Below are 22879 nucleotides of genomic sequence, written 5' to 3'. Positions count from 1 at the left end.
CAGTGTCATCGTTTCGGCGCTAGCAATGGCCGCCACCATGCCATGCGTCAATGCCTCGGGCAAAAACATTTTAGGCTTGAAACAAATTTCGACTGGTGCGATCCTGCCTGACGAACAGCCGACAATGGGAGGTCTGCTGTGCTGTCCAAGCCTGCGGATGTTCACCGCTTCCGGTGGCATCTCCCAACAGGTCTAGCTGGCTGCACGAAGCCTCTCGCGAAAAGACGGGAACTTCAGATCCACTACCGCGGACATGTGCTTCGCACATTGGCCAAGGCAGCAAATGGGATGGCGGCGACATGCTTGGGCCTTCAGCGCATATCGACACGTTCACGCGCGATCATCTGCCGCCCCCGGATCAGTGGCCTGATATACTGCTTGACGGCTTCGATTATCCCGAACGCCTCAACGCCGGCGTCGAGTTGACCGACAGGCTGGTCGAGAAGGGTCTCGGCGATCACACCGCGCTGATCGGCAATGGCCGCCGCCGCACCTATAAGGAACTGTCCGACTGGACGAACAGGCTGGCTCATGCGCTGGTCGAGAATTACGGCGTCAAACCGGGCAACCGGGTGCTGATCCGCTCCGCCAACAATCCCGCGATGGTCGCCTGCTGGTTGGCGGCCACCAAGGTCGGCGCCGTGGTCGTCAACACTATGCCGATGCTGCGCGCCGGGGAGCTTGCCAAGATCGTCGACAAGGCGGAGATCACCATTGCCCTCTGCGACACCAGGCTGATGGACGAGATGACCGCCTGCGCCAAGGACAGTGCATTCCTTAAGCAGGTCATCGGCTTCGACGGCACAGCCAACCATGATGCCGAACTCGACCGCGCCGCCCTCGACAAGCCGGTCACCTTCGCCGCCGTCGATACCGGCCGCGACGATGTCGCGCTGCTCGGTTTCACCTCGGGCACGACTGGTGTGCCGAAGGCGACCATGCATTTCCACCGCGACCTCTTGATCATCGCCGATGGGTATGCCCGCGAAATCCTGCAGGTGACGCCGGACGACATATTCGTCGGTTCGCCGCCGCTCGCCTTCACCTTCGGCCTTGGCGGCCTCGCCATCTTTCCGCTGCGCTTCGGGGCGGCGGCGACGCTGCTTGAACAGGCGACGCCGCCCAACATGATCCATATCATCGAGACGTACAAAGCGACCATCTCCTTCACCGCGCCGACCGCCTATCGCGCCATGCTGAAAGCCATGGATGAAGGCGCCGACCTGTCGTCGCTGCGCGTTGCCGTTTCGGCCGGCGAGACATTGCCGGCCCCGGTCTTCGAGGAGTGGACGCAAAAGACCGGCAAGCCGATTCTCGACGGCATCGGCGCCACCGAAATGCTGCACATCTTCATCTCCAACCGTTTTGACGACCGGAAGCCGGCGTCGACCGGCAAGCCGGTCGGCGGCTATGAGGCGCGCATCGTCGATGATGAGATGCGTGAGGTGCCGCGCGGCGAGACCGGGCGGCTGGCGGTACGCGGACCGACCGGCTGCCGTTATATGGCCGATGACAGGCAAAAGGACTATGTGCGCGACGGCTGGAACCTCACCGGCGACACTTTCACCCAGGACGAGGACGGCTTCTTCCATTTCGCGGCGCGTTCCGACGACATGATCGTCAGTGCCGGCTACAACATTGCCGGGCCAGAGGTCGAGGCAGCACTCCTGTCGCATCCAGATGTCGCCGAATGCGCGGTCATCGGCGCCAGGGATGCCGAACGTGGCGAGATCGTCGAGGCGCATGTCGTGCTGACGCAAGGCGTGGCGCCCGACGGTTTGACCGTCAAGCGCCTGCAGGACCATGTCAAGGCAACGATCGCGCCCTACAAATATCCGCGCTCGGTCAAATTCATAGCCGCCCTGCCCAAGACCCAGACCGGCAAGATCCAGCGCTTCCGGCTGCGCACGGAGAAAATCAATTGAGCGAGCCCTACGATCCGGCGTCCGAAGGCGCGCAGATGTCGTTCAAGGAGCGCATGTCCTACAGCGACTATCTGCATCTGGAGAAAGTGCTGGAGGCACAGACGCCGCTGTCGTCGGCGCATGACGAGATGCTGTTCATCATCCAGCACCAGACTTCGGAACTGTGGATGAAGCTCGCACTGCATGAGATCGGCGCCGCCATACGCTCCATCCGCGCCGACCGGCTGGAGCCGAGCTTCAAGATGCTATCGCGCGTCGCCCGCATTTTCGAGCAGTTGAACAATGCCTGGGACGTGCTGCGCACGATGACGCCGAGCGAATACACCGAATTCCGTGACGCACTCGGCCAATCCTCCGGTTTCCAGTCATGGCAGTACCGCGCCATCGAGTTCATGGCGGGCAACCGCAACCTGGCCATGCTCGGACCCCACAAGCATCGGCCGGACTTGAGCGGCAAGCTGGAGGCGATCTTGGCCGAACCGTCGCTCTACGACGAAGCACTGCTGCTTTTGGCGCGCAACGGGTTCGACATCGGCGCCGATGCCAGGCGAACCGACTGGCGCGAAACGCGGACCGAGAATGAACAGGTCCTGGTCGCCTGGCAAACCGTCTACCGCGATCCGCAGCGCTACTGGATGTTGTACGAACTGGCCGAGAAACTGGTCGATTTCGAGGACTATTTCCGCCGCTGGCGTTTCAATCATGTCACCACGGTCGAGCGCATCATCGGGCTGAAACGCGGGACCGGCGGCACATCAGGAGCTTCCTATCTGAAGAAGATGCTCGAGGTCGTTCTTTTTCCCGAACTTTGGACTGTCCGCACCCGGCTCTGACTCTCTCTTTGGCGCAATTGCCCTGCGGGAAAACCGCTTCGCACTTTTCCAGGGATTTCGCTGACTGCTCAAGTAACTGCCGTCTTGACCGCGAAGCGTGCGTCCTGCCAGGCGCCGGTGCGCAATATGTCCTCCAGCACCTCGACCGCCTGCCAGACATCGTGATAGCCGACATAGAGCGGCGTGAAGCCAAAGCGGATGGTCGAAGGGGCACGGAAATCGCCGATCACGCCGCGCTCGATCAAGGCCCGCATCACCTGGTAGCCATGTGGGTGAAGGAACGACACCTGGCTGCCGCGCGCGTTGCCGTCGCGCGGGCTTTCAAGTTCGAGGCCATAGGCGCCGCATCTGGCTTCGACGAGCTCGATGAACAGGTCGGTCAGTGCGATGCTCTTCTTGCGCACCGCCGCCATGTCGACATCGTCCCAGATATCCAGCGCCCCTTTCAGCGCCCGCATCGACAACACCGGCTGCGTGCCACACAGGAACCGGCGAATGCCGCTGCCGGCCGCAAACCCCTGTTCGAAGGCAAACGGCCGCGCATGGCCCCACCAGCCGCTCAGCGGCTGATGGACATCACCGTGATGGCGCGTTGCAGCATAGATGAAGGCTGGCGCGCCCGGACCGCCATTGAGATATTTGTAGGTGCAACCGATGGCGAAATCCGCATTGGCGCTGTCCAATTCGACTGGCAAGGCACCGGCCGTGTGGCAGAGATCCCAGACGATCAGCGCGCCGGCCTGGTGAGCCTTGCGTGTCAGCGCGGCCATGTCGCGCAACTGCCCGGATTTGTAGTTGACGTGGTTGACCAGGATGACGGCGACGCGCTCGTCGATCAGCTCTTCAATGGTCGTAGCATCGACGCCTTCGAGCCGCAGCACCGTGGCCGGCCGCGTCGAGGCCACACCTTCGGCCATATAAAGATCGGTCGGAAAACTATCGCCCTCGGCGACGATGACCGAGCGGTCCGGCCGCATCCCAAGGGCGGCATGCAGCACCTTGTAGATGTTGATCGAGGTCGTATCGCAGACCACCGTCTGGCCCGCCGCCGCGCCGATGAGCCGTCCCAACTGATCGCCAAGCGCCACCGGCATATCGAACCAGCCGGCGGTGTTCCAGGCGCGGATGAGGTCCTGCGCCCATTCCTGTGCCGCCGCCTTCTGCAGCTCGTTGAAGACGGCGGGCGCCGCGGCGCCCAGCGAATTGCCGTCGAGATAGATCACGCCTTCCGGCAGGATGAACCGGTCGCGCATGGCGCGCAGCGGATCCGCCGCATCCATGGCTTCGACTGCTGCGAGATCGAGCGTTGCACGCATGGTTTGTGACGTCCTCACTTATTCACGGATGGCTTCGCGCGCCGGTGCCGATCCCCGGCTGCGCTTGAGGCTGGGCAGGGCAAGCATGGCGAGCACGAACAGGCCCGTGGCAAGTTTCAGGTCGGGAGGCGGCATGCCGGCGGCGAGGCAGAACGACACCAACTGGTAGTAGATGATCGCGCCGGCAAAGGGCGCCAGCAATTGCCGCCAGACCGTCTGTTTGCCGACGACCGCCTCGCCGATCATCAGCGCCGCAAGGCCGTTGATGAGGATGCCAAGTCCCATATTGACGTCGGCAAAGCCCTGCGACTGCACCATCAGGGCGCCGCTCGAAGCCGAAAACGCGCTCGCCAGCCCGACACCGCCGATGGTCGCCGCCCAAACATTGATGCCTTGCGCCTCGGCCATATCGGGATTGGCGCCGACGGCGCGCACGGCCGTGCCCTTCTCGGTCCTGAAGAACATGTAAAGCGCCAGGAAGACGACGAGCGCGAGGAGGCCGGCGACGACGATCTTGCTGGCCGGAAAACCTGGCCGCGTGAACGGCACCCAGTCGAACACGGCTGGCGAGCCGAAGACGGAGAGATTGGACTTGCCCATGATCCGAAGGTTGATGCTGTAGAGCATCGTCATCATCAGGATACCCGCAAGCAGCGTGTGGATGCGGAAGCGCAGATGGATGAAGGCGGTGCAACAACCCGCCGCGAAGCCCACGGCGAATGCGACCATGATGGCGACGAGCGGCGATGCGCCGGCAGCCAGCAGCACGCCGCAGACGCAGCCGCCCAGCGGAAAGGCGCCTTCGCTGGTGAGATCGGGAAAATTCAGCATGCGAAACGGGATCATGATGCCGAGCACGACAAAGGCCAGGATCAGGCTTTGCGCCAGCGTGACCGGTATGATCGCCACGAAGCTGGTGAGAACGTCCTGGACAAAACCCATGATGATCAGCTCGCCAGCAACATGCGGTCGGTCTTGACGGAGAAATGCCCGATCAGATCGAGAACCGTGACCCTCGCCTTCTCTTCGCCGGTGACCTCCAGAAGGACCCGGCCTGCGTCAAGCATGATCACCCGGCTACCATAGTCGACGGCGTGCTGCATGTTGTGGGTCACCATCAGGGTGGTCAGCTTCAGCGCGTTGACGGCACGCACCGTCGCCTGCATGACGATCTCGGCGGTGCGTGGGTCGAGGGCCGCGGTATGCTCGTCGAGCAGCAGCAGGTCGGGCGATCCGCCGACCGCCATGATCAGCGACAGCGACTGCCGCTGGCCGCCCGAGAGCAGGTCGACGCGCGTATCGAGGCGATTTTCAAGGCCGAGGCCCAATATCGACAACCGCTCCCTGTATGACGCAAGCCTCGTGGCGTTCAGCCCTTGCCGCAATGTGCGTTTTTGGCTGCGCAGATCGGCGAGCAGCATGTTCTCCGCCACGGTCATGCTGGCGGCGGTGCCGCGCATCGGATCCTGGAAGACGCGCGCCAATCTTGTCGCGCGCTTGTGTACCGGCATGGCCGTCACATCGGCGCCATTGATCAGGATCTTGCCGGAATCCAGCACAAGAGCTCCGGAGATGGCGTTGAGCATGCTGCTCTTTCCCGCGCCGTTGGAGCCGATGACGATGCCGAACTCGCCTGTGGCCAACGACAGGCTGAGACCGTCCAGCGCGACTTTCTCGTCGGCCTGGCCCTTGTAGAACACTTTGCGCGCGGATCGGATCTCGAGCATCGTTCCTCCCTGGCCTGAGGTGACAGCGCCCACGCCGTCACCTCGGCAGCCCGATGTCAGTCGACGATGCAGCCGCAATCGGCCATCGAGGCCGGTATCTCGATGCCGAACGCGGCCATCGTCTTGCGGGAAATCGTTGCCATGTGATCCTTGTAGGCCGGGCGCGAGGGCGCGATCGCCTTGGGATCCTTGCCTTTGAGGATCTCGGCGGCGATGTTGCCGGCATTGATGCCGACCTGCGTGTAATTGACCGCGAAGCTTGCCGGTACGGTGCCGTTGCGGACAGCGCTGTCATCGGAGTTTACGACCGGGATACCGGCCTGGCGAGCGGCAGCTGAGACAGCGGCGATCGCCGGCTGGATAAGGTTCGAAGCCGGGCCGTAGATCACGTCGGCCTTGCCGGCGAGCGAAGCGATGCGCTGCTGGATATCATTGACGTTGTCGATGCCGACTTCCACGACTTCGAAGCCGGCCGCCGGTGCGGCCGCCTTGATCTTCTCGACCAAGGCAACGTCATTGGCCTCGCCTGGATTGTACGGCACGCCGAAGCGTTTGGCGTTCGGCAGCAGCTTCTTGGTGAAGGCCATGACAGCGGCGACGTCCTGCAGATCGCTGGCGCCGGTCATGCCTTCGTCTCCGGCGTCCCACGATGGTACCAGCTTCGCCGCCACCGGATCGGTGACAGCGGCAAAGACGATCGGAATGCCGGAGCCGGCAAGCGCCTTCTTGGCGATCTGCGAGACTGGCGTGGTAATGGTGTAGATCAGCTTGGGCTGCTCCGCCTGCAGCTTGGCGATCATCTGCGGCACCAGCGATGCGTCGAAATTGGTGTGGCTTTCCGTGTAGACGACGTCCTTGCCCTCGACGAAACCATTGTCCGTCAATGCCTTCTTGAAGCCGGCTATGGCGGCGTTCAATTGCGGATGCTCGCCGAAATTGGCGATGCCGACACGGATCTGATCGGCCGCGGCGCTGCCGATTCCGACCATCAATGCGCTTGCCAGCGCCAGTCCCGACAGCCAAGCGGATTTCGACTTCAACATCATTTCCTCCCAGATTTGATCAGCGCCGCTCATCGGGCGGCTACTGCCGCGATCATGGTCAGTCGCTCGCCGCGTGTCAAACATTATATATAATTCTTGCCATACGTCCCCATGATATATAATTTTCGCAAGCCCGATGATGGACGGATCGTGATGCAGGATCAGAACAATTCCACGAAGACGGAAGCCGCCTATCAGCTGCTGCGTCGCGATATCCTGGCCACCCGCCTCATGCCGGGGGCGCCGCTCAAGCTGAGTGCGTTGCGCAGCATATACGGCGTCGGCTGGACGCCGTTGCGCGAAGCATTGTCCCGGCTTGAAGCCGAGCGCCTCGTCACCGCCATCAGCAATCGCGGCTTTGCCGTCGCTCCCGTGTCGCGAGCCGAGCTCGAGGATTTGGCGCGCGCGAGGATGGTTGTCGAAATGCCGCTGTTCATCGAATCGATCGCGAACGGCGGCAGCGAATGGGAGGACGCGGTTGTCACCGCTCACTACCGGCTCTCGCGCTGCAAGACCGCGGTCGACGACCCTTCCGATGCGGCAGTCGACAAGTGGGACGAGAGCCACGAGGCATTCCATGCGGCGCTGCTAAGTGCGGCGACGTCCAACTGGCTGTTGCGATTCCGCTCGACGATCGCCGACCAGCTGCGGCGGCATCATCGTTTTCTCGGCCTGGCGCCGACATTGCGAGCGGCGGCCGGCCTCAAGGACGGCTACGGCGAGGCAATGGACGCACTTCGCGAGGCGATCGCCATCGAGCATCACACCGCCATCATGGAGGCGGCGCTCGATCGCGATGTCGAGCGGGCAAAGGCGCTGATGACGGCGCATATCGGCTACACGCTGCACGTCTATGTCCACAGCGAAGACAACGGCGCCAACACCTACACGGCGCGCGCCGGCAGCCTGAAAGCCGTTTCCGGATGATTTCAGCGCGTCCGCGTCGAAGGCAAGGATCGTGGCAGAAGGTGCCGGTTGCCTGTTAGCCGCTGTTCCGCGCAGCGAGAAGGCAACCGGCAACGTCGTCTGCGTTATCTCCTGTGGCAACATCGATGCCCGCGCCTATGCGCAGGTCCTGGCCGGAACGGCGCCGGAGGCCTGAACCGCCAGCCGCGCCCGACAAACGGTGATCGTTGGCGTTTTGATTTCGTTTCGTTCCGCCGGGAATGGATCGACAAACCATACAAATCCACCTCGCAGGCGCCTTTGAGAAGCTGATGCCAAGCGTCACCATGCGCTAGGCCACAGGCCATTAACCATAACAATTTCAATGAAGGTGCCGGCGGCAGGATCAGCCGATAGCCGCCCTCCGCCGGGGCAGATAATTTCCGACGCCTTAACAAATTCACTAAACTTTAAACAGTTGCGGAACACAACTGGAACAGATAGGGTTTGTTCTGGGTTTGTTTTTCGATTCTGGTTCATACCCTTTGTCCAATGCCTTGGGGGGCGCCATGCTGACGCGCAAGCAACACGAACTGCTGATGTTCATTCATGAACGGCTCAAGGAAAGCGGCATCCCGCCCTCCTTCGACGAGATGAAGGAAGCGCTCGATCTCGCCTCCAAATCGGGCATCCATCGCCTGATCACGGCACTGGAGGAACGTGGTTTCATCCGCCGGCTGCCCAACCGGGCACGCGCGCTGGAAGTGCTGCGGTTGCCGGATTCGATCGCGCCGGGCCTCAACGCGGCAAAGAAGTTCTCGCCGAGCGTCATCCAGGGCAGTCTTGGTCAAGGCGGTGTTGGTCAAGGCGGCCTCGGCCGCCAGATCAAGCCGGCGCCGTCGCGCTTGCCTGCGGCCGGCAATGACGACGACGCGGTTCCCGCCGTGTCGATCCCGGTGATGGGCCGTATCGCCGCCGGTGTGCCGATCGATGCGATCCAGCATCAGACACATTCGATCTCGGTGCCGCCGGACATGATCATGGGCGGCGTGCATTACGCGCTGGAGGTCAAGGGCGACTCGATGATCGAGGCCGGGATCTTCGATGGTGATACGGTCATTATCCGCAACGCCGACACGGCTAGCCCGGGCGAGATCGTCGTGGCGCTGGTCGACGAGGAGGAAGCGACCCTGAAGCGGTTCCGCCGCAAGGGCGCCTCGATTGCCCTTGAAGCCGCCAACCCCGCCTACGAGACGCGCATCTTCGGGCCGGACAGGGTCAAGGTGCAGGGCAAGCTCGTCGGGCTGATCCGGCGCTACTGAGCAGGGACGGCGGCCGGCTTTCCGGGTTTTTGATAGGGCGGCAGCCCCCTCGCCTCGCGTGAATATTTTCGCTGCTCGTGCCAAGGCCGATACGGCCCGTCCACCGCGAAGCTGACGATTGGCGGACTGGTCGCCGATTGGCGGTCGAAGAAGACGGCGGCGCTACCCTTGCGGGCGAGTTGCCGTTTGGTGACGACGAGAACCAGCGGATTGTGGCAGGCGTCGTAGCCGGTCGCGTCATTGACGACGATCAAATCGGCGAAACCGCAAGCCTTCCACGTATCCTTGCGGTCCTCGACATGCGCGATGATCGCGCCGGACGGATGCCGGGCGAGACAGACGCCGTCCGTGCAATAGAATGGCGCTCCTGGGGGCAGATTGACGGCATCGGCAATGTCGAATCGCCCGTCTGCCTCGTTGAACATCTCCGGCACGACGATGGTTTCGGCTGCCAGCGCGCGTTTCCAGTTGTCGACGGTGAACTCGTTCGGACGAGCCCGGTTGACCGCGAGTTCGCCCCCGCCAATCGGCAACGCGACCAGCCGCGCATCTTCGGAGATCAACACATCGGGCGTACGCGTATCCGACACCGTCAGCAGGCCGGCAAGCGCGAATGGAACTGCGGCAAGCCGCAGCCAGGTTGTCGCCATCGTTGCGATAACGAGGGCGACTGTCACCAGCAGTACGGATTGCTGCGAGATCAGCCCGACCGCATCGACCGGCGAGCGTTCCGATATCCAAGCCGATATCGCGATCATCGCCGTCAGGCCCTTGCCCATCAGGTAAAGGGATGGCGCATCCAATCCGAACGGCATCAGCAACGCACTGGCAACGGCCAGGAACATCACCACTGACACAATTGGCATGACAGCCAGGTTGGCGAACAGGCTGAGCGGCGACACACGCTGGAAATGCCAGATGGCAAACAGCGCCGTGGCGCAGCCGGCAATGATCGAGGTCATCGCCAATCCGCCTGTCGCCAGCAGGAACTTTCGTGTCAGAAATCCAGGCAAGGATCGCTTTGGCGGGGGCGGTCTGGTCTTTCCCGCATGGTGATCAGCCCAGCCGGCATAGGCCCCGACCAGGGCTGCCGTTGCGGCGAACGACATCTGGAAGCTCGGGCCGACCACTTCGTGCGGCGACACCACGATGACGGCAATCGCCGAGATCGCCAGATTGCGCATTGTCAGCGCGGCGCGATCGAAGAGGACGGCCGTCAGCATCACGGCCAGCATGATGAAACTCCGTTCGGCGGCAACGACGACGCCGGAAATCACCAGATAGGCGGCGATCGATAAGAGGGCCGCGGCGGCCGCGTATTTCTTCACCGGCCGACGCGCGGAGAAGACCGGGAACAGCGCAAAGGCGCCGCGCAGCAGGCCCATGATGGTGCCGGCGACGAGCGCCATATGCAGTCCCGAAATGGAGATGATGTGATAGATGCCGGTACGCCGCATCGCTTCGTTGATTTCATCGGGAATGCCGGCGCGCACGCCGACGATCAGCGCCGCCGCGATCTCGCCTTCGGCACCGCCGACGGTGGCTCGGATATGATCGGCAATGGCTTCGCGCGCATTTTCTATTCCAGAGAAAAGGCGTGCCGTGAGGGGCATCTCGCCATCGGCGGCCGCGACCAGCTTTGGATTGCCGAGAAAGAAGCCGCTGCCGCCTATGCCGGCGAAATAGCTGTCGAAGGAGAAATCGTAGCTGTCCGGCCGCACCGGACCGGTCGGCGGCAATAGTTTGGCGTAGCCTGTGACCAAGGAACCAGCGGTCATTTCCACCGGGATATCGCGCGCCGAAAGCCGGACCCTTTCCGGCGCATAGCGCAGTTTCGGCCGGTCGGTCGACGTCACGTCTATGGTCAGTCGGATGCGGCCGGTCTCCATCCGGTCGAGCGAGACGACGCGGCCGGTCACTTGCGTCGAGATTTCGGAACCCAGCATCTGGGTACCCGCCCGCCGTGTCTCGACCTTGGCGGCAAGCAGGCCAAGCGCGCATAGCAATGCCGCCATGAAGCCCAGATGGGTTTTCGGCCAGGAACGCGAGACCAAGGCACAGACCGCCATCAGCACGACGACCGCGACAGGCCTTGCAAAATCAGGCTCCGCGTCAAGCGAATAATAGCCGATCACTCCAGTGGCCAGACAGACCGGCACCAGCAGGAAGGCGATGCCACGGTCAAGCTCGAGCTCGGCCGCCTTGGCCACGCCATGGCGCAGGCGAGGCAAGGAAACCTGGCCAAGTTGCCGCCGCACACGCACGATCCTGCCCGAGGCAGGGGACTGAAGCGGCGCCGGGTTATCCGCCTGCGACGGCCGGCTGCCGGGCGCGGGCACGAGAGGCGATGGCAGGGGGGTTGCCAAAGGCATCGCAAACAGCGACCGCTCGCTGACGCCAACGCTGGCGTCCTCGCCCTGATCCAAGCCTCGGCCTCGTCCAGCCATCGGGTCTGCCCCTTGCACCCCTGACGCCCTATGCTACATGAACGCCGGGCGCGCGAAAGTCCGCGCAGCCGCACCCCGCTTCAGATGGTTTGCGAGAGTTCCATGTCCGACAAGGTCGTCACCCGTTTTGCCCCCTCGCCCACCGGCTATCTGCACATCGGCGGCGCGCGCACGGCGCTGTTCAACTGGCTCTACGCAAAACACACGAGCGGCACGATGCTGCTGCGCATCGAGGACACCGACCGCGAGCGTTCGACCGATGCCGCGACCGCTGCCATCCTCGACGGCCTGACCTGGCTCGGCCTGTCATGGGACGGCGACGCGGTTTCTCAGTTCGAGCGCGCTCCGCGCCACCGCGAGGTGGCCGAGGAACTCGTGCGTCTGGGCAAGGCCTATTACAGCTACGAAACGCCTGCCGAGTTGGAGGCAATGCGCGAGGCAGCGCGGGCCAAAGGCCTGCCGCCGCGCTACAACGGCCAGTGGCGCGATCGCGATCCATCCGAGGCACCGCCCGGCGTCAAGGGCGCCATCCGCATCAAGGCGCCGACCGCGGGCGAGACGATCGTCCACGACCGCGTCCAAGGCGAGGTGCGCTTCCCCAACAAGGATCTCGACGACTTCATCATCCTGCGTTCGGACGGCAATCCGACCTACATGCATGCCGTCGTCGTCGACGACCACGACATGGGTGTGACGCACATCATTCGTGGCGACGACCACCTGACCAATGCCGCCCGCCAGTCGGTGATCTACAATGCCATGGGCTGGGACGTGCCATCGATGTCGCATATCCCGCTGATCCACGGCGCCGACGGGGCCAAGCTTTCGAAGCGTCACGGCGCGCTGGGCGTCGAGGCTTATCGCGCCATGGGCTACCTGCCGGAAGCGCTGCTCAACTATCTGGCGCGCCTGGGCTGGAGCCACGGCGATGACGAGATCATGTCGATCAAGGACATGATTTCCTGGTTCGACATCGGCGACGTCAACAAGGGCGCGGCCCGCTTCGATTTCGCCAAGCTGGAAGCGATCAACGGCGCGCATATGCGCCGCATGGCCGACCCCGAGCTGTTCGATATCTTCATCGCCACTCTGCCTTATCTCGAGGGCGGCCCGGCGATGGCCGAACGCCTTGATGATCGGAAAAAGGCACAGCTGCTGGCGGCCCTTCCGGGCCTGAAGGAGCGCGCCAAGACGCTGGTCGAGCTTGTCGACGGCGCGGCCTTCCTGTTTGCCACGCGGCCCCTGCCGATCGACGAAAAGGCGGCCCTCCTGCTCAACGACGATGCCCGCAAGGTCCTGCGTGGCGCTCACGAAGCTTTGAATGCGCTTTCAGACGACTGGACGGCGGCGGCGGCGGAGGCCGCGATTCGCGATTATGCACTGGCTGGAGGGCACAAACTCGGAGCCGTGGCCCAACCGTTGCGGGCCGCGCTGACCGGCAAAAGCACCTCGCCGGGCGTGTTCGACGTGCTTGCCGTGCTCGGGCGCGAGGAAAGCCTGGCGCGCATAGCGGATCAAATCGATTAGGAGCAACCTGGCCCAAGAAGATTGGCATTGAAAGGCGCGTTTCGCAGTGCAACATTGTGCCTTGGCCCAATCTGGCACGCACCTCCTAGAATGCGGTGGCGAATACGCGCATTGCGGTGATTTCGACGTGTCGCTCTGCGGAATTTGCCTTTGCCGGCATGAGGAAACAAGAAGGAGTTTGCAATGACCGAAGCTGCGAAAAAACTGGATGTGGGCGCGAACCCAGAGGCTACGGCAACGCTTCAATTCGCCGGCAAGACCCATGAATTCAAGGTGCGAAGCGGCTCCGTCGGGCCTGATGTCATCGACATCGCCTCGCTCTACAGCACGACCGGCGCCTTCACCTACGATCCCGGCTTCACCTCGACGGCAAGCTGCGAGTCCGAAATCACTTTCATCGACGGCGATGCCGGTATTCTTCTCCACCGCGGCTATCCGATCGACCAGTTGGCCGAACACGGCGACTTCCTCGAAGTCTGCTACCTCCTGCTCTACGGCGAACTGCCGACCAAGGCGCAGAAGGACGATTTCGATTACCGCGTGACGCGCCACACAATGGTGCACGAGCAGATGTCGCGCTTCTTCACCGGCTTCCGCCGCGATGCGCACCCGATGGCGGTGATGTGTGGCGTGGTCGGCGCGCTGTCGGCCTTCTATCACGATTCCACCGACATCTCGGATCCGTACCAGCGCATGGTCGCCTCCATGCGGTTGATCGCCAAGATGCCGACGATCGCGGCCATGGCCTACAAATACCATATCGGCCAACCCTTCATTTACCCGAAGAACGATCTCGGTTTTGCGGCAAACTTCCTGCATATGTGCTTTGCGGTGCCGTGCGAGGAGTACAAGATCAACCCGGTGCTGGCGCGCGCCATGGAGCGCATCTTCATCCTGCACGCCGATCACGAGCAGAATGCCTCGACCTCGACGGTTCGTCTCGCCGGCTCGTCGGGCGCCAACCCGTTCGCCTGCATCGCCGCCGGCATCGCTTGCCTGTGGGGTCCGGCCCATGGCGGCGCCAACGAGGCGGCGCTCAACATGCTGGGCGAGATCGGCCATGTCGATCACATCCCGGAATTCATTGCCCGCGCCAAGGACAAGAACGACCCGTTCCGGCTGATGGGATTTGGCCACCGCGTCTACAAGAACTACGATCCTCGCGCGAAAATCATGCAGAAGACTGCGCACGAGGTTCTGGGCGAGCTCGGCATCAAGGATGATCCGTTGCTCGACATCGCGATGGAGCTGGAAAAGATCGCGCTGACCGACCCCTATTTCATCGAGAAGAAGCTTTACCCGAACGTCGACTTCTATTCCGGCATCACACTGAAGGCGCTGGGCTTCCCCACCACCATGTTCACCGTGCTGTTCGCGGTCGCCCGCACCGTCGGCTGGATCGCGCAGTGGAAAGAGATGATCGAGGACCCGCGCCAGAAGATCGGCCGCCCGCGCCAGCTCTACACCGGTGCGCCGGAGCGCGACTACGTGCCGATAGCCAAGCGCTGATTGAAGGCAGCTTGAAATCGAAAAGGCGCCGCTCAGGGCGCCTTTTTCATGTGACGCAGCACCACGCCCGCAGCGATCTCGCCCGACGGCTTGTCCGTTGCCATGCGCCTGGCGATCTCGGCAAACCCGTCCTTCTGCCAGGCGCGCATGCCGCTGTCGGCGAACAGCGCTTCCAACTGGCGCGCCAGATTGTTCGGCTTGACGTACTCGCTGTAGAACTCCGGGATAAGGGCACGATCCGCGATCAAATTGGGCAACAGCGCCGACCAGACCGAAACGAAATAGGGCGCAATGGCACGTGCGATGGGATCGAGCCTGTAGCACGAGACCATCGGCACCCCGGCCAACGCCAATTCCAGCGACACGGTCCCCGACGCGATCAACGCGGCATCGGCCTTGCCGAACGCCTGCCATTTGCGCTGGGGGTCGACGATGATCTCAGGCTTTTCATCCCAGCGGTTGACCGAGGATCTGACCAGATCGGCAACGTGCGGAACCGTCGGTAGCAACAGCCGTAGACGATGTCCGCGCGCACGCAACATCGACACGGTCTCGCCGAACGCGTCGACCAGCCGCCGCACTTCGCCGCGCCGCGAGCCGGGCAGGACGAGCAAAGTCTTGGTGCGGTCCTGGGCAAGATCGCGCGGCAATGCCTGCGCCTTCTCAGCGGCAAGCACACCCGCATCATGAGTCAGGCGATGCCCGACATAGGTGCCGGGCGGCCCCCCCAGCCGCTCGAGTTCCTTCACCTCGAATGGCAGGATGCAGAGGATATGGTCGACATAAGGCTTCATCGCCACCGCCCTGCCCGGCCGCCACGCCCAGACGCTCGGACAGACATAGTGGATGATCGGTATCGACGGATTGGCCGCACGCACCTTCCTGGCGACGCGCAAGGAAAAGTCCGGGCTGTCGATGGTGATCAGACAATCCGGCTTTTCGTCGGCGATGGTTTTGGCCAGCTGGCCGATCCGCCTGATTAGGCGCGGCAGATCGCGCAGGACCGCACTGAAACCCATCAGGGCAATCTCGCCGGCATCGAAGGGCGACACCAGGCCCCGTTCGCCGAGATGGCGGCCGCCGAGGCCGACGAGTTGAACCTTGCGGCCCGTTATCTGGCACAGAGATCGCACGATGTCGGCGCCTAGCAGATCGCCCGATTCTTCCCCAGCGACGATCGCGATCTTAAGCGCCTTGTCAGCCATGCGCAGGCTCCGCTGCAGGCAGGCCGACGATGAACAGGCCCAGTTCATTGGCGCGTGACAGGGTTGCGGGACCTTCGAGAATCAGTGAGCGCCCCGCCTCGACGGCGATACCAGCAAGCCCGGCCGCATGCGCCGCCTCCACCGTCTGCGGGCCGATGGAGGGAAGATCCGCACGCAGCTCCTGGCCGGGTTTGGCGCATTTGACCAGCACGCCGCGGGTCTTGCCGGCGATACGGCCGTGGCTGCGCAACTCCCGCGTTCTCTCGAGCAGGCCGCTGGTGCCTTCTATGCCTTCGAGAGCGATCGCCCGGCCACCGATCGCAATCGCTGCCTGGCCAATGTCGAGCGCGCCGATCGCCTTGGCGGCTTGCCTCGCTGCCTCGATATCACGCCAGTCCGATTGCTGTGGTCCCGTCGAGGTCAGCGTGCCTTCGCCGGCTGCGAGTTCGGGAACGACCTCATGCGCACCGATCACCTTGATGCCCCGCTTTTCCAGGCCGCGCGTCACAACCTTCAACAGGCCGTCATCGCCGCGCGCCAGTGCCATGATCACCGACGGCACGATCGACAGCAAGCCAAGGCTCGGGCGAATCTTGGCCAATTGCGGCCTGCGTTTGATCTCACCAGCCAGCACCAGATGCGTGATTCCATGCCGCTTCAGAGTCGGCACCAGGGAACCGATCTGCTCGAGGGCCAGACTGCCGTGCTCGTATCGGCGCAAATCCTGCTGTCGATCGGCTTCCCCCTCCATCAGGAGGACGAAAGGCGGATAACCATGCGCGGCCAAACCCTGTGCGACTTCGACCGGGAGACTGCCGCCGCCGGCGATGATGCCGACCTTGGCATCTGGCGGGAGAAGAAGACCTGCGGCCGCTGTCTCAGTCTTCATCATCGGTGTCGTCGCCATCGCCTGCCTTGAGCGATGGCACCGCATAGTGGCGCTTGCCGCGGCTGGAGATGAAATCGATGATCTTCATGGCTGTTGGCGAAGAGGCAAACTCGGCCTTGGCGAATTCGATGTTCTCGCCGACGGTGCGGGAGCGGTCGAAAATCGTCCTGTAAGCCTTGCGCAGCAGGTAGATCTCGGAACGCGGCAGACCGGCGCGCTTGAGACCGATGATGTTCAAACCGCGCAAGGAGGCACGGTTGCCGACGGCAATGGCATAGGGAATGACGTCACCGACAAAAGCCGAGCACCCGCCCAGAAAGGCGTTGTCGCCGACACGCACGAATTGATGAACGGCGCTGAGGCCGCCGATATAGACATTGTCGCCGATCTCGCAGTGTCCGCCCAGCGTCGCGCCATTGGCGAAGGTGGCATTCTTGCCGACAACGCAATCATGGGCGATGTGGGCGTAGGCAAGGAAATTGCCGTTGTCGCCCACCGTCGTTTCGCCGCGGCTGGTATCGGTGCCGACATGCATGGTGACGCCTTCGCGGATGGTGCAGTTGGCGCCGATGACAAGCGTGGTGCGACCGCCCTTGTGCTTGGTGTTCTGCGGCGGCGCGCCCAGTGTCGCCATCGGGTAGACCTTGGTCGACGCCCCGATCGTCGTCGCGCCCATCACGGAGACATGGCTGACCAGTTCGACACCATCGCCGATCACGGCGTCGGCGCTGACATGGCAGAACGGGCCTACGCGCACGCCCTGTCCGAGTCGGGCGCCTTCCTCCACGACGGAGGAAGGATGGATTGAAGTCTTGATTTTCATAGGCACTCGATTGTCAGTCGCCGGTGACCATCATGGCTGAAATCTCGGCCTCGGCCGCCTTGGTGCCATCGACCAGGGCTTCGCAGGCGAATTTGAGCAGGTTGCCGCGCTTCTTGATCTTCTTGACATGAATCTTCAACTGGTCGCCGGGAACGACCGGTTTGCGGAATTTAGCGTTGTCGATGGTCAGGAAATAGACCAGCGACGGCTTCGACGCCCCGAGGCTCCGGATGCAGATGGCGCCCGCCGTCTGCGCCATGGCCTCGACGATCAGCACGCCCGGCATAACCGGCTGCTCCGGAAAATGCCCGTGAAAATGCGGCTCGTTGATGGTGACGTTCTTGATACCGACGGCAGAATTGTCACCGTCGATGTCGACGATACGGTCGATCATCAGGAACGGATAGCGGTGCGGCAGAAGCTTCATCAGCCCCATTATGTCGACCGCTTCCAGCGTCGCCGCCGCCACCATATCAGCCATTGTCCTTGCCCTGTTTGCGTGCCCTGGCCATCGTGCGCAACATGGCTATCTCCCGCATTGCTTCCGCCATCGGCTGCGCCGGATAACCGCCCCATATCTCGCCGGCAGGCACATTGCTCATGAACCCACTTCTGGCGGCAAGCTTGGCTCCTGTGCCGATCGTCAGGTGATCCGCAAGCCCGACGCCGCCGCCCATGGTGACATTGTCACCCACGACCACGGAACCGGAGATACCCGAAAGCCCGGCCACTATGCAATTGCGACCGATGCGGACGTTATGGGCGATCTGCACGAGATTGTCGATCTTGGTGCCCTGACCGATGATCGTATCCGACATGGCGCCGCGATCGACGGTGGAATTGGAGCCGATCTCGACATCGTCCTGGATGATAACACGTCCGATCTGGGGAACACGTTCCGGTCCCTTGGCGCCGCCTACGAAGCCAAACCCGTCCTGGCCGATCCTGGCGCCGCCATGGATGATGACCCGATTGCCGATCAGCGCATACTGGATGCTGGCGGCCGGTCCGACATAACCGTCGCGGCCGATCTGGCAGGACTGTCCAATGACGGCGTTGGGCGCGATCACGGTGCCGCGGCCTATCGAGGCGCGCGGCCCGATGACCACGCCGGCCTCGATGATGGCGCCGGCCTCGACATGCGCGGTCGGATCGATATGGGCATGCGGCGAAACGCCGGTTTCACCGGTCATCGGCCCCGGCGTGGCGGCTGTCGGGAACAGAAGTCGACCGACCAGCGCGAATGCCTGTTGCGGACGCGGATGGATCAGGACAGCCACGCCAGCCGGCGCTTTGTTGGCGAATTCCGCCGGGCACAGGACCGCGGCCGCCCGCAGCGACGGCATCAACGCGGAATTGCGCCTGCCGTCGACGAAGACAAGTGCACTGCCGCCGCCCTCGTTGGCCGGTGCCAGGGCCTCGATCGAAACGTCGGAGTGGCCGGAATCGACAAGCACCGAGCCGGTCAGATTCGCGACTTCGGCCGCCGTATACCGGCGTGATGGCGCGAAGAACACCGGATCGGTCATTCCAGAAGCTATATCCAGCTAGGTCGGAACATTTCTCCCGGATCCAAAAAAATCCGGGAGCATCGTTTGCCGCCGATCAGAAGCGGGTCGATATGCCGAAGTTGAATTCCTGCACGTCGTCGTGAGCTTGCTTCTTGACGGGGATCGCATAGTCGATGCGGATCGGCCCGAACGGCGAAGCCCACATCAGGCCGACACCGACCGAGGCGCGCAACTGCATATCGAGAGAAGCCTGGTCGACGCTCGTGTTGATCTTGCTGCCGTAGAGCGTTGCAGCGTCGGCGAACACAGCGCCACGCAAGCCGAAGCTCTCGGGAACAACCGGCAAGGGGAACTGAGCTTCGGCCGAGGCATTGAAATAGGTCACCCCGCCCAGATGGTCACCTGTATTCGGGTCCACCGGCCCGATGCCATTGTACGCAAAGCCACGGATCATACGGTCGGTGCTCTGGAATTGATCGAAGATTCGCAGAGTACCGTTATTGCCATAACTCTCGACGTGACCAGCGCCACCTGAAATCAGCCCGACCAGATCAAGCTGCTCGGACAGCGTCTGATAGATGCTGCCGCGCCCGGTGAGCTTCACGAACTTTGCATCACCGCCAAGTCCGGCCACTTCGACCGTCGTATTGGCATAAATACCCTCATGCGGGTTCTTCATATCGTCGATGGTGTTGTATACCAGTCCCAAGCTGATCGAGGATTTGATCCAAGGACTTTGAGCGATGCCGTCCAGGATGGCCGGCGAAATCGTGCAGGTGCCGTCGGGATCTCCAGGGCTGGTGGGACCGCAATTGCTGTCGACCTTATACTTCTCCTGAGAGATATTATACGCCAGCTGGGTCGTGATGCTGTTGGTGATCGGCAGTCCGAAACGGACCGTCGCACCCGTGGTGTCGCTGTCGTAGTTGTTGTTATACTGCCTCGTCGATTTGTAGATATCGAAGCCGGCTGCGATACGCCGCCCGAGGAAATACGGCTCGGTGAAGGACAGGCTGTAGTCGCGCGAATTCTTGCCGCCACCCGCCGACAGCTTGATGAACTGACCGCGGCCGAGGAAGTTGCGCTCGGTGATGGAACCTTCGACGGACGGACCTGCCGTGTCGCCGCCGGTCGAATAGCCGGCACCGACCGAGAATTCACCCGTCGACTTCTCGACCACGGTGACCACCAGGACGACCTGGTCCGGCTGCGAGCCGGGCACTGTCGAGATGTCGACCGACGTGAAGTAATCGAGGTTCTCCAGGCGCTTCTTGGCACGCTGGATGAGCACCTGGTTGAAGGCGTCGCCTTCGCTGACATCGAACTCGCGGCGGATGACATAGTCACGCGTGCGGTCGTTGCCGCGAATCTCGATGCGCTCGACATAGGCCTTGGTGCCCTGGTCGACCGTATAGACCACCGAAATCGTATGGTTCTCGAAATTGCGGTCGCCGCGCGGCGTCACCTGCGCGAAGGCGTAGCCCGAACCGGCCACCTTCTCGGTGAGCGCGATGATGGAGTCTTCGACATTCTTGGCGTTGTAGACGTCGCCCTTGCGTGTCTCGACAACCGATTCCAGCGATTTCGAATCGACTTCCGGGATCGTGCTTTCGACGCTGATATCGCCGAAATTGTAACGCTCACCCTCCTGGATGGTGATGGTGACGGTGTATTTGTTCGTCGCATTGTCGAGCTCGCCGACGGCCGACACGACCTGGAAGTCGGCATAGCCGTGATTGTAGTAGAAGCGACGCAGCAACTCCTGGTCGGCGCGCAGCTTGTCCTCGTCATAGACGTCATCGCGCAGGATGAACGAAACCCAGGACGAGCGCTTGGTGTTGATGACGTCGGACAAGCGGCGGCTGGAATAGGCGCTGTTGCCGACGAAATTGATCGCCGCAATCTGCGTGCGGTCGCCCTCGGTGATCTTGAAAACCACGTTCACGCGATTGTCGCCGAGATCCATGATCTGCGTGGTCACGCCGGCATCGTCGCGTCCAATGCGCCTGTAGGCAGCTTTGACCGCCTCGACGTCGGAATCGAGCGTCGCCTGCGAGAACGTCCCGCGCGGCTTCAACTGAACCGCCGCCTCGAGCGCATTGTCCTTGAGCTTCTTGTTGCCCTGGAACAGGACTTGGTTGACGACCTTGTATTCGGCAACCTTGACCACCAGGGTCGAGCCGACCTGGTTGATCTGCACATCAGAGAACAGCCCGGTGCCGAACAGCGCCTTCACCGCGCTGTCGATGTCGGAACTGGAGAAGGCTTTGCCAGGCTTGATGGTGATGTAGTTGCGGATGGTTTCGGCGTCGACACGCTGGTTGCCGGTCACCTCCACCCTGCTGACGACAGCGGCTTCAGCCGCCGATGTGGCAACGAACTGCACTGCGAGCGCACCTGGTACGACCAAAGCGGCGGACAGTGCCGCCGCGGACGCGGCGCTCAGAAACTTGGATGCTGCCTTCATCGGGCTTAATAACCTTTTCTCGTAGTCCCCACGGCGAGAAAACCGGACGTGCGGTAATTTCCCCTACCGTATTAACCGGATTTTCCCTACACGCAAGGCTTCTGGTTAATTTGTATTTACTTAACCCTGGTGCGTGGCTTTCGCGTCACTCATATCCCCGCGCATGGTAAACGGCGTCTCAACATCGACCGCTGCCAGGCCAAATTTCTTCATGATTTCAGCATCCAAACAGATCGTTCCAGAACACGAAACCCATGAAGCACAAGACCACAAGCAGACCGGCCCGATAGGCCATTTCCATCATCCGTTCCGACACCGGCCGGCGGATGACAGCCTCCACCCCGTAGAACAAGAGATGGCCGCCGTCGAGGGGGGGAATCGGCAAAAGATTTAGAATACCTATGCCCACGGAAAGCAGCGCGACGAGCTGCACCAGCCATTCGAAACCGAGTTTGGCGGCCTTGCCGGCCATGTCGGCGATCTTGACCGGCCCCCCCAACTGGCACTTGTCCTCGCGACCGACGGCGAAACGCTGCAGGAACTGGCCGGTGCGCTCGATGACGTGGCCTGTTTCCTCGACTGCCGCCGCAACCGCCCCGACCGGGGTGTAGGTGATGAGACGGGGCTGGCCGAGTTCCTTGTTGTTGACGACACCGATCACGGCGACCTTGACCTTGTTGCCGAGCGCGTCGTCCTGTTCCATCAGCCGCGGGGTTGCGGTCACTGTGACTTCCTTGCCATCGCGCAGCATGACAAAGGTGATGGTATCGCCGGCGCGGCCCGAGACCAGCCGCTGCACATCGCCGAAGGTTTCGACCTTGCTGCCGTCGACACTGACGAATCGATCGCCGGGCTGGATGCCGGCCTTTGCGGCCGGACTATCCGCTGTAACCTCCGCCACCATGGGCTCTGCGACATAACGCCCATAGGCGGCAAACAGCACGGAAAAGACGACGATCGTCAGCAGGAAATTGAACAGAGGCCCGGCCGCCACCGTCGCCGCGCGCTTCCAGATCGCCTGGGTGTGGAAGGCAACTTTGCGCTCCTCCTCGGTCAACGTCTCGAGTTCGTCCGACGTCGGCTTGCTGGAGGTGGCGCTCATATCGCCGACAAATTTGACATAGCCGCCAAGCGGTATCGCGCAAAGCTTCCAGCGCGTGCCGTGCCTGTCGTTGAAGCCGAAGAGTTCGGGACCGAAGCCGATCGAGAAGGCCCTGACCCCGATGCCGCACCAGCGGCCGACGAGGTAGTGGCCCATCTCGTGGACGAACACCACCACGGTCAGCACGAAGAGAAACGGCACGAGCGTGCCGAGAAACAAGCCGTCGGTGCTGAAAATCGCGTGAAGAATCCCGTTCAACTCATCCCCTCAAATTCTTCCGCTGCCGCGCGGTGACTGTGACATCAATCCAGGCGAATCCAAGGCGCCCGCACCAGATCGTGGAACGAC

Annotated in this window: 21 protein-coding genes; 8 read left to right on the top strand and 13 right to left on the bottom strand. The window is 62.5% G+C overall.

Going from position 1 to position 22879, the window contains the following annotated elements; all coding sequences use genetic code 11:
- Positions 1-25: 25 nt before the first annotated feature.
- From EB233_RS19140 to kynA, 3 genes are all read left to right on the top strand, one after another.
- Complete coding sequence (locus EB233_RS19140) at positions 26-196, top strand: hypothetical protein (protein WP_154674528.1); 171 nt, start codon at positions 26-28, stop codon at positions 194-196.
- Positions 197-299: 103 nt separating this feature from the next.
- Entirely contained in the window at positions 300-1925 is a 1626-nt protein-coding gene (locus tag EB233_RS19135; RefSeq protein WP_064988637.1) for an AMP-binding protein, read from the top strand.
- Positions 1922-2758: a tryptophan 2,3-dioxygenase gene (gene kynA / locus EB233_RS19130; protein ID WP_081293959.1), complete on the top strand. Its 837-nt coding sequence runs from the start codon at positions 1922-1924 to the stop codon at positions 2756-2758. The genes EB233_RS19135 and kynA overlap by 4 nt, the downstream gene beginning before the upstream one ends.
- Before the next feature lie 68 nt (positions 2759-2826).
- Here the strand turns inward: kynA and kynU are convergent, their stop codons facing one another.
- Genes kynU through EB233_RS19110 form a run of 4 tightly spaced genes read right to left on the bottom strand, consistent with a single transcriptional unit; the run spans position 2827 to position 6844 of the window.
- Positions 2827-4074, bottom strand: coding sequence for a kynureninase (kynU, locus tag EB233_RS19125; RefSeq protein WP_064988636.1), 1248 nt, complete (start codon positions 4072-4074; stop codon positions 2827-2829).
- A gap of 18 nt (positions 4075-4092) precedes the next feature.
- A complete protein-coding gene (locus EB233_RS19120) occupies positions 4093-5016 on the bottom strand; it encodes an ABC transporter permease (protein ID WP_064988635.1) in 924 nt (307 codons plus the stop codon).
- A gap of 5 nt (positions 5017-5021) precedes the next feature.
- A complete protein-coding gene (locus EB233_RS19115; RefSeq protein ID WP_064988849.1) occupies positions 5022-5801 on the bottom strand; it encodes an ABC transporter ATP-binding protein in 780 nt (259 codons plus the stop codon).
- A 56-nt stretch (positions 5802-5857) separates the two neighbouring features.
- Positions 5858-6844, bottom strand: coding sequence for an ABC transporter substrate-binding protein (locus tag EB233_RS19110; RefSeq protein ID WP_064988848.1), 987 nt, complete (start codon positions 6842-6844; stop codon positions 5858-5860).
- Positions 6845-6997: 153 nt separating this feature from the next.
- On the opposite strand from EB233_RS19110, the gene EB233_RS19105 reads away from it, so the two are divergent.
- Together EB233_RS19105 and EB233_RS19100 are read left to right on the top strand one after the other, a co-directional pair.
- Complete coding sequence (locus EB233_RS19105; RefSeq protein WP_064988847.1) at positions 6998-7771, top strand: GntR family transcriptional regulator; 774 nt, start codon at positions 6998-7000, stop codon at positions 7769-7771.
- A 31-nt stretch (positions 7772-7802) separates the two neighbouring features.
- Positions 7803-7946 (top strand): hypothetical protein, encoded by a 144-nt coding sequence (locus EB233_RS19100; protein ID WP_179948850.1) that lies wholly within the window; start codon positions 7803-7805, stop codon positions 7944-7946.
- 125 nt (positions 7947-8071) lie between these two features.
- On the opposite strand, the gene EB233_RS19095 is transcribed toward EB233_RS19100, so the two are convergent.
- Positions 8072-8269 carry a hypothetical protein gene (locus EB233_RS19095; RefSeq protein ID WP_155765299.1) on the bottom strand — a complete coding sequence of 66 codons (198 nt, stop codon included), beginning with the start codon at positions 8267-8269 and terminating at the stop codon, positions 8072-8074.
- Positions 8270-8298: 29 nt separating this feature from the next.
- On the opposite strand from EB233_RS19095, the gene lexA reads away from it, so the two are divergent.
- The gene (lexA, locus tag EB233_RS19090) at positions 8299-9051 is read left to right on the top strand and encodes a transcriptional repressor LexA (RefSeq protein WP_064988634.1); all 753 of its coding nucleotides are present in this window, start codon (positions 8299-8301) and stop codon (positions 9049-9051) included.
- Here lexA and EB233_RS19085 read toward each other — a convergent pair.
- The gene (locus EB233_RS19085) at positions 9045-11498 is read right to left on the bottom strand and encodes a ComEC/Rec2 family competence protein (RefSeq protein ID WP_064988846.1); all 2454 of its coding nucleotides are present in this window, start codon (positions 11496-11498) and stop codon (positions 9045-9047) included. The two genes, lexA and EB233_RS19085, sit on opposite strands and share 7 nt — an antisense overlap.
- 102 nt (positions 11499-11600) lie before the next feature.
- On the opposite strand from EB233_RS19085, the gene gltX reads away from it, so the two are divergent.
- Both gltX and gltA read left to right on the top strand, forming a co-directional pair.
- Positions 11601-13025 carry a glutamate--tRNA ligase gene (gltX, locus tag EB233_RS19080; protein WP_064988633.1) on the top strand — a complete coding sequence of 475 codons (1425 nt, stop codon included), beginning with the start codon at positions 11601-11603 and terminating at the stop codon, positions 13023-13025.
- A gap of 183 nt (positions 13026-13208) precedes the next feature.
- A complete protein-coding gene (gltA, locus tag EB233_RS19075; RefSeq protein ID WP_027051875.1) occupies positions 13209-14534 on the top strand; it encodes a citrate synthase in 1326 nt (441 codons plus the stop codon).
- A 32-nt stretch (positions 14535-14566) separates the two neighbouring features.
- On the opposite strand, the gene lpxB is transcribed toward gltA, so the two are convergent.
- From lpxB to rseP, 7 genes are all read right to left on the bottom strand, one after another.
- Positions 14567-15739, bottom strand: coding sequence for a lipid-A-disaccharide synthase (gene lpxB, locus EB233_RS19070; protein ID WP_064988632.1), 1173 nt, complete (start codon positions 15737-15739; stop codon positions 14567-14569).
- Entirely contained in the window at positions 15732-16631 is a 900-nt protein-coding gene (locus tag EB233_RS19065) for an LpxI family protein (protein ID WP_244277607.1), read from the bottom strand. The genes lpxB and EB233_RS19065 overlap by 8 nt, the downstream gene beginning before the upstream one ends.
- Positions 16618-17451: an acyl-ACP--UDP-N-acetylglucosamine O-acyltransferase gene (lpxA, locus tag EB233_RS19060; RefSeq protein ID WP_064988630.1), complete on the bottom strand. Its 834-nt coding sequence runs from the start codon at positions 17449-17451 to the stop codon at positions 16618-16620. The genes EB233_RS19065 and lpxA overlap by 14 nt, the downstream gene beginning before the upstream one ends.
- Before the next feature lie 13 nt (positions 17452-17464).
- Positions 17465-17932 carry a 3-hydroxyacyl-ACP dehydratase FabZ gene (gene fabZ / locus EB233_RS19055; RefSeq protein WP_064988629.1) on the bottom strand — a complete coding sequence of 156 codons (468 nt, stop codon included), beginning with the start codon at positions 17930-17932 and terminating at the stop codon, positions 17465-17467.
- On the bottom strand, positions 17925-18980 hold the full coding sequence (gene lpxD / locus EB233_RS19050; protein WP_064988628.1) for a UDP-3-O-(3-hydroxymyristoyl)glucosamine N-acyltransferase: 1056 nt from the start codon (positions 18978-18980) through the stop codon (positions 17925-17927). Before lpxD ends, fabZ begins: the two co-directional genes overlap by 8 nt.
- A gap of 76 nt (positions 18981-19056) precedes the next feature.
- Positions 19057-21429, bottom strand: coding sequence for an outer membrane protein assembly factor BamA (gene bamA / locus EB233_RS19045; RefSeq protein ID WP_064988627.1), 2373 nt, complete (start codon positions 21427-21429; stop codon positions 19057-19059).
- Positions 21430-21646: 217 nt separating this feature from the next.
- Positions 21647-22789: an RIP metalloprotease RseP gene (gene rseP / locus EB233_RS19040; RefSeq protein WP_064988626.1), complete on the bottom strand. Its 1143-nt coding sequence runs from the start codon at positions 22787-22789 to the stop codon at positions 21647-21649.
- Between the last annotated feature and the right edge of the window lie 90 nt (positions 22790-22879).

It is taken from the genome of Mesorhizobium erdmanii, from assembly GCF_013170725.1.
GTDB classification, from domain to species: Bacteria; Pseudomonadota; Alphaproteobacteria; order Rhizobiales; family Rhizobiaceae; genus Mesorhizobium; species Mesorhizobium erdmanii.
This window is presented reverse-complemented; position numbering and strand designations above follow the sequence as displayed.

What these genes read in the sequence shown, in the direction of transcription:
- lpxB (WP_064988632.1), bottom strand. Translation starts at nt 15,739, where the DNA reads ATGGCTGACAAGGCGCTTAAGATCGCGATCGTCGCTGGGGAAGAATCG.
- EB233_RS19065 (WP_244277607.1), bottom strand. Translation starts at nt 16,631, where the DNA reads ATGATGAAGACTGAGACAGCGGCCGCAGGTCTTCTTCTCCCGCCAGAT.
- gltX (WP_064988633.1), top strand. Translation starts at nt 11,601, where the DNA reads ATGTCCGACAAGGTCGTCACCCGTTTTGCCCCCTCGCCCACCGGCTAT.
- EB233_RS19095 (WP_155765299.1), bottom strand. Translation starts at nt 8,269, where the DNA reads ATGAACCAGAATCGAAAAACAAACCCAGAACAAACCCTATCTGTTCCA.
- EB233_RS19105 (WP_064988847.1), top strand. Translation starts at nt 6,998, where the DNA reads ATGCAGGATCAGAACAATTCCACGAAGACGGAAGCCGCCTATCAGCTG.
- EB233_RS19135 (WP_064988637.1), top strand. Translation starts at nt 300, where the DNA reads ATGCTTGGGCCTTCAGCGCATATCGACACGTTCACGCGCGATCATCTG.
- gltA (WP_027051875.1), top strand. Translation starts at nt 13,209, where the DNA reads ATGACCGAAGCTGCGAAAAAACTGGATGTGGGCGCGAACCCAGAGGCT.
- bamA (WP_064988627.1), bottom strand. Translation starts at nt 21,429, where the DNA reads ATGAAGGCAGCATCCAAGTTTCTGAGCGCCGCGTCCGCGGCGGCACTG.
- EB233_RS19085 (WP_064988846.1), bottom strand. Translation starts at nt 11,498, where the DNA reads ATGGCTGGACGAGGCCGAGGCTTGGATCAGGGCGAGGACGCCAGCGTT.
- kynU (WP_064988636.1), bottom strand. Translation starts at nt 4,074, where the DNA reads ATGCGTGCAACGCTCGATCTCGCAGCAGTCGAAGCCATGGATGCGGCG.
- EB233_RS19110 (WP_064988848.1), bottom strand. Translation starts at nt 6,844, where the DNA reads ATGTTGAAGTCGAAATCCGCTTGGCTGTCGGGACTGGCGCTGGCAAGC.
- lpxD (WP_064988628.1), bottom strand. Translation starts at nt 18,980, where the DNA reads ATGACCGATCCGGTGTTCTTCGCGCCATCACGCCGGTATACGGCGGCC.
- lexA (WP_064988634.1), top strand. Translation starts at nt 8,299, where the DNA reads ATGCTGACGCGCAAGCAACACGAACTGCTGATGTTCATTCATGAACGG.
- EB233_RS19115 (WP_064988849.1), bottom strand. Translation starts at nt 5,801, where the DNA reads ATGCTCGAGATCCGATCCGCGCGCAAAGTGTTCTACAAGGGCCAGGCC.
- fabZ (WP_064988629.1), bottom strand. Translation starts at nt 17,932, where the DNA reads ATGGCTGATATGGTGGCGGCGGCGACGCTGGAAGCGGTCGACATAATG.
- EB233_RS19120 (WP_064988635.1), bottom strand. Translation starts at nt 5,016, where the DNA reads ATGGGTTTTGTCCAGGACGTTCTCACCAGCTTCGTGGCGATCATACCG.
- EB233_RS19140 (WP_154674528.1), top strand. Translation starts at nt 26, where the DNA reads ATGGCCGCCACCATGCCATGCGTCAATGCCTCGGGCAAAAACATTTTA.
- lpxA (WP_064988630.1), bottom strand. Translation starts at nt 17,451, where the DNA reads ATGAAAATCAAGACTTCAATCCATCCTTCCTCCGTCGTGGAGGAAGGC.